The 491-nt window shown below is 68.8% G+C and carries 1 protein-coding gene; it reads left to right on the forward strand.

The genetic code is table 11. The features are described 5' to 3' along the window. Positions 1-348 (forward strand): phosphate acyltransferase (locus KTN05_RS17810; RefSeq protein ID WP_254368349.1); only part of this gene is annotated, 348 nt, incomplete at its 5' end. Positions 349-491 lie beyond the last annotated feature (143 nt).

A 491-nucleotide genomic window follows, 5' to 3' on the forward strand; every position in this document is an offset into this window, starting at 1 on the left:
GCCGAACATCCGAGCCTCGGCCGCATCCGCGAGGCGCTCGCCCTCGTCCGCGAACGCATGCCGGAACTGGAGATCGACGGCGAGATCCAGTTCGACGCCGCGCTCGACCCCGCGATCCGGGCGAAGAAGGCCCCCCAGAGTCCGCTGACCGGGCCCGCCAATGTCTTCATCTTCCCCGACCTCGCCTCGGGCAATATCGGCTACAAGATCGCCCAGAGGCTCGGCGGCCTGACCGCCATCGGCCCCATCCTCCAGGGCCTCGCACGCCCCGCCAACGACCTCTCCCGCGGCTGCACCATCGACGACATCATCGCCGCAGCAGCAGTCACCGCATTGCAGGCAGGGTGAGCAGAAGGGCGCACTGCCGCGGCGCAACTCCAAGGGAGACATCCACTCTGTGGCCCTGAGCTCAAGCCCGGAACCATGCAAGCGCAGCCGACCTGCGCGACAACCGGCAGCAAGCTGGCGCGCGGTGCAGGAGCGGAGGTTTC

Source organism: Paracoccus sp. Z118 (genome assembly GCF_019061185.1).
GTDB lineage: Bacteria > Pseudomonadota > Alphaproteobacteria > Rhodobacterales > Rhodobacteraceae > Paracoccus.